The sequence below is a fragment of the Haloferax sp. s1 genome (assembly GCF_058382125.1).
The window spans coordinates 1-5,363 of sequence record NZ_JBZRPK010000477.1; the positions used below are offsets into that span (position 1 = coordinate 1).

Consider the following 5,363-nt stretch of genomic DNA (forward strand, 5'->3'; position numbering starts at 1 on the left):
TATCCGAATTTACATGGACAAACCCGGACGCGGCGTCGATTACGAGGAACCGCTTATCCTCCGCGAAGGAGACACAATCGACGACGCGATTCACAAGTTAGGGGCCAAACTCGACGAACGCTTCCGGTTCGCTCGCGTCTCTGGGCCAAGTGCGAAACACGACGACCAACAGGTCGGGCGTGACCACGTACTGGCGGACGAAGACGTGCTTCGCATCATCGCCCAGCGGTGACGACTAATCCGTCGGAACAATCCAACGCACGTGTCGTTCGACGGTACACCGAACTACTCCTCGTCTTTGTCCTCGGGTTCGTCCCCTGGTCCGTTCAGACGTTTGCGACTGGCTCAGCAACGCTGCTTTTCCCCTGGGGACTCGTTACGCCGTCCACGCTGAGCGTCACAACGGTTATCGACTTCCTCTTTCGCTTCACGGTTGGACTCCCCGACTACATCCTCGCGTGGCCTCTCGGCGTCGTCTGTTATCTCGTCTCGCTTGGGAGCGTCGTTTCCGGGTACGTCTTCGGACGTTCAGATATTCGAATCACGGTCGCCGGTCTCGTACTCGCAGGCGTGACGCAACTAGAGGTCGCTCGCGGGTTTTCCGTTCAACCGGGTCGAACTGCGTGGCCGGTCGGGACACTCGCTTTGTGGGCTGTTGCAGCCTACCTCTATCGGTCGCACACGGTTGCGTCGGATTCGTAATCGACGGTTAATGTGAGACCCACGCGCGGGTACGCGAGTTTCTCACTACGTTGTCACCGTACGTTTTGAGTCCAAAGGAAGACGCAGACGACAGGATGAAACTGGCTGAAAGCAAGCGGCTAAGATAAAACAGGTGACCAAGCCCCAGCGACACGCTTCAGTCGTCTGCGACAGCCTCGGGTCGGTAGCCCCTACTGACGATTTTCCACGTTCCCGTCCGGAAGCGATAGTAGTTCAACGTTGCTGGAATCGTTGTCTCGGCGACGAACGCCAGATAGAGTCCGGTGATTCCGAGTGAAGTCACAGACCCGATGTACGTGAGCGGAATCGAACAGAGGAACATGCCGACGAACTGGCTTCCGAACGTCCACGCGGTGTCTCCGCTGGCGTCGAGCGGCCCCGCTGCCCCGCCGGAGACTCCCTGTAAGATGACGGCGAAACAGGCGACGTACACCAAGTTGACGGCAATCGGCACCGCTGGGTCGCTTGCATTCTTGACGAACCCGAGGACAATCGGGCGGGCAAACAGAGCGACGAGAACCGCGGAGACGACGTAGGTCGCCACGGCGAATCGAATCACCTCCCGTCCGTAGGATTCGGCGGTCTCTTCGTCATCTTTGCCGAGTGCCTGTCCGACGAGGCTCGAAGATGCTAGTCCGAAGCCCCATCCGGGTGTGTTCATCAGCCCCCAGATACGCCGGACGATGACGAACGCCGCAACCACATTCGGACCGAAGCTATCGAGGATGGCGAGCATCGGGAACTCCGCGACGGTCCAGACGAGTCCTCGACCCATTACGGGAACTCCGATTGTAATGAGGTCGACGAGGGTACTGAAATCAAGAAATTCGCCGAAGGGGTCGATGGTGACGGGGAACTCGCCGACGCCTGGAAGCGACCCTTGTGAGAGTCCGATGATGAACGCGCTAGTGACGACAACGTTGGAGAGAACCGTCCCGAGTGCTGCACCTTTGACGCCCAGATTGAGGCCGAAGATGAGTACCGCGTTGAGACCAATGTTCACGACTGCGCCGCTCGCGCGAAGAATCATCGCCGTGTATGCGTCGTCGGTCCCGACGAGCACGCGACTGCCAATGAGATTCAGTCCGGCGAATGGAACGCCGAGACCGACGATTCGGAGGTAGGTTGCCCCGAGTTGGATAGCCTCGGTGTTGTTGCTCAAAAGTGAAATCAGCGCTGTCGGATACAGCCAAAAGACGGCCGTGACTGGCAGCGTTACAATAACGGTGAGAAGCACGCTCGACCGAACTGCAAGTCCCAGTTCATCAATCGCGTCTGCGCCGAAGCGTTGCGAGACGAGCGCGATAGTCCCGCCAGCGATGCCGCCGCCGAGGGCGAATGCGAGTCCCCAATACGGTCCGGCGAACCCGACCCCAGTAATTGCAACTGTTCCCGAGGCGATACCAACCATCGCCACGTCGACAGCGTTCTTCGACATGCGGGCGATACCGGTGACGATGCGGGGCCACGCGAGGTCGACAGTCCGGACTGCACGCTCACGGTTAAGCAGGCCAACTCGGGAGAGCGCGAGTCCGATACCAAGGATGAGGAGTCGGACAGGGTTGGGGACCGGGAGCACAGCCGAATCGTAATCGCGCTGAGTACTTATGCGACACGTAACGAACTAAATCCCTGGGTAAACACCCCGTGCCAACCATGGACGGGGAGTTCCGCGTTCGGTACGCTTTTTCGCCAGTGCGTCACACCTGTTGGGTATGTCCGGAACTCTCGACCACGTAATGCTCCGTGTCGAAGACCTCGAGGAGGCGCTCGACTGGTATACGACCCACCTCAATTACGAGGAGAAAGGTCGCTGGGAAGCCGATACGTTCACCAACGTCTATCTCGGTCCCGAAGACCTCCACGAGGAGGGTGCCGTCCTCGAACTCACCTACAACCACGGTGACCACACCTACGAGATGGGAGATGCCTGGGGACACATCGCCGTTCGCGTTCCCGAAGACGAACTCGAATCGTCGTACCAGCAGCTCATGGACGAAGGCGTCGACGACTACCGCGACCCTGAGTCCTGCGGCGGCCGCTACGCGTTCGTCAAGGACCCCGACGGGCACGAAGTCGAAATCGTCAAGCGAGACCACGGTGCCAAGTGGAGTCTCGACCACACGATGGTTCGCGTCGAAGACGCCGACGAAGCGCTCGGCTTCTGGACTCGAAAGTTCGAGTACGAACACACCGGTCGCTGGGAGTCAGACACCTTCGCAAACTACTTCGTAAAGCCCGAAGGCGCAGCAAAGGAGGCGATGGCGGTCGAACTCACCTACAACTACGACGGCCGAACCTACGATATGGGCGACGCGTGGGGACACCTCGCTGTGCGCGCTGACGACCTCCACGAATACTGGGAGACGCTCATGGAGCGCGAAGCGGAAGAGTACCGTGACCCCGAATCTTGCGACGACATGTTCGCATTCACCAAAGATCCAGACGGGCACGAGATCGAAATTCTCCCCGACGACTTCGAGACGCCGGAGTAAATGTTCAACCACTGGTAACTTCTCGAAGCTAATATTTTATTGACAACTCTCAGTTCGTGACGCTCCGGCTACTGAGACATTCCACAAAGTATTTACCGTGTCTCCCGTGACTCGGTTTCGTACCCCTACCCAAGGTGATCTCAGCGAGTAATCCCTAGCCCGTTCCTACCCTCGGGCCTGTGGGCAGAAAGCTATTTCGCCACTTGTAGATCCATCTATAACAATGACAAGCAACAAACAAATCCGCGCGGTCCTGCTCGCTGCGCTGATGGTATTCTCGGTTTTTGCCGGGTCCATCGCGTTCACGGGTACGGCTGCTGCGACTGTTACTGACGTTTCCGTTGGCAGTGACACCGTTGAAGCTGGTTCTTCAGCTTCTGTCTCGGTGTCTCTCACTGACGACGGCAGCTCGGGTGATTATACCGTTTGGCTCGACGACGGTGACGGCGTTTTCGAGTCCGGTGAAATCAATGAAACCGCCTCTTCGACCACCATCGACTTCGACCTCGCTGAAGCGGAGGCTGGTGATTACAATGTCTCCGCCTACCAGGGTTCCACCACGCCTGGTTCGACGGTCGCTGATGAGAACGTGTCTCTCACCGTCACGGCCTCCGAAGCACCGCAGGTCACCTCGGCGGTTCACTACGACGACGGTACGCCCGTGGTCGAAGTTGCCTTCGACGAGACGGTCACCGTCAACGACCTGAACGTCACGAAGGGCGACTCGAACCTGACGCAGAGCATCTCCAAGAACAAGGGTCAGCTCGTCGCCACGCTCTCGCAGGTCTACACGGACGACCTCGAAGTCGAATACGACGTGACGGACACCTCCGGTAACTCGGTCTCCGGCACGGAAGATGTCACCTTCGCGCCCGTTTACGTCGCCAACAACTCCAACAACACGGCGTACAAGGGCTCGAAAGTCGCAGTCCTCACCGACTCGACGGGCGTTTCCGTCGAAGTCGAGGGCACTAGCGACGACAACAACTACCAGTTCGCTGGTTCCACTGGCGATCACAGCCAGGTCTTCATCTTCGACACCAACGGCAAGGAAATCGACTCCTACGACTTCAACATCGGTGGCAACGAGTCCGCCGCTGAAGTCGACGTCCGTGACCTCGGTCTCGATGTCTCTATTGACGACCTGAACATCACCACCGCCGACAGCCTCGAAGGTACGGCCTCGGCTCACGCCGGCGACCGCACCATCGACGTCGTCGCAATCGACAGCGACGGTGACGAGGTCGACGGTACGGAACAGACCATCACGCTCGACGGCCAGGGTGAAGCTGACTTCAACCTCAGCACGCTCGACGCTGACGACTACACGGTCGAAGTGACTGACGCCTACTCGGGCGTCTCTGTCGAGTCCGACACGGTCTCCGTCACGAAGGCCAAGGACTCCACGTCCGACTTCACGTCCACCGTGGTCAACGAACAGGTCGGCGACATCGCCGAACTCAACGTCACCCTCGAGGGTACTGACACCGCCACCATCACGGTCGGCGACAACGACCTCGGTTACAGCGCCAACGTCACCGTCGAAGACGGTAACGACGACGGCGTTGTCACGCTCCTCTTCAACACGTACGAACCGAAGAAGACGTCCTCGTTCGACGTTGAAGACAGCGACGACGAATACACGGTCGACGACATCACGACGGAGATCCCAGAAGGCGATCTCCTCGACGCTGGTGACTACGGCCTCGAAGTCGCAACCGGCAGCGACGCCGACAACGTTGCGACGCTCGTCCTCGAAGACCGCAGCACGGACAGCCAGACGGTCTGGACGGCCCCAACGGGCGAAGACCTCTCTGACTCCGAAGCTCTCTACGAGGCAATCGAGAACGAGAACCTGACGGAATCTGACGCTGTCGCCAACGGCGACATCGTCGTCCACCAGATCAGCGCGACGGGTCTCGAAGGCGCCTTCGACGTGAAGGACTTCGACACGCTCAACGGTACCGAGTTCAACCTCACCGTCGAACAGACGAACCCCGGTCCGAACCGCGACCCGAAGGTCCTGGGCATCAACGGCTCCAGCGCCACGGTCATCGCTGACGGCGAGAACGACACGTACTTCATCGTCTACGATCTGGACGACGTCTCTGCCTCGCGCACGGACAACTACGACGGCAACGCCGA

The 5,363-nt window shown here is 59.2% G+C and carries 5 protein-coding genes; 4 read left to right on the plus strand and 1 reads right to left on the minus strand.

The genetic code is table 11. The features are described from left to right. Both QT222_RS07245 and QT222_RS07250 read left to right on the plus strand, forming a co-directional pair. Positions 1–232: TGS domain-containing protein (locus tag QT222_RS07245; protein WP_491476774.1), on the plus strand; the 232-nt coding region annotated here is incomplete at its 5' end. Next, positions 229–702 carry a TIGR04206 family protein gene (locus QT222_RS07250; RefSeq protein ID WP_004057344.1) on the plus strand — a complete coding sequence of 158 codons (474 nt, stop codon included), beginning with the start codon at positions 229–231 and terminating at the stop codon, positions 700–702. The genes QT222_RS07245 and QT222_RS07250, both read left to right, overlap by 4 nt. Before the next feature lie 157 nt (positions 703–859). Here QT222_RS07250 and QT222_RS07255 read toward each other — a convergent pair whose 3' ends face one another. Then, positions 860–2,302 carry an MATE family efflux transporter gene (locus QT222_RS07255; protein WP_004057343.1) on the minus strand — a complete coding sequence of 481 codons (1,443 nt, stop codon included), beginning with the start codon at positions 2,300–2,302 and terminating at the stop codon, positions 860–862. 136 nt (positions 2,303–2,438) lie between these two features. On the opposite strand from QT222_RS07255, the gene QT222_RS07260 reads away from it, so the two are divergent. After that, positions 2,439–3,218 carry a VOC family protein gene (locus QT222_RS07260; protein WP_491476775.1) on the plus strand — a complete coding sequence of 260 codons (780 nt, stop codon included), beginning with the start codon at positions 2,439–2,441 and terminating at the stop codon, positions 3,216–3,218. Between the two features lie 223 nt (positions 3,219–3,441). Continuing rightward, positions 3,442–5,363 (plus strand): ArtA-dependent S-layer glycoprotein (locus QT222_RS07265; RefSeq protein ID WP_491476776.1); only part of this gene is annotated, 1,922 nt, incomplete at its 3' end.

Bases quoted from the DNA above. Each gene is read 5' to 3' on its own strand.
- QT222_RS07260 (WP_491476775.1), top strand. From the start codon at position 2,439: ATGTCCGGAACTCTCGACCACGTAATGCTCCGTGTCGAAGACCTCGAG.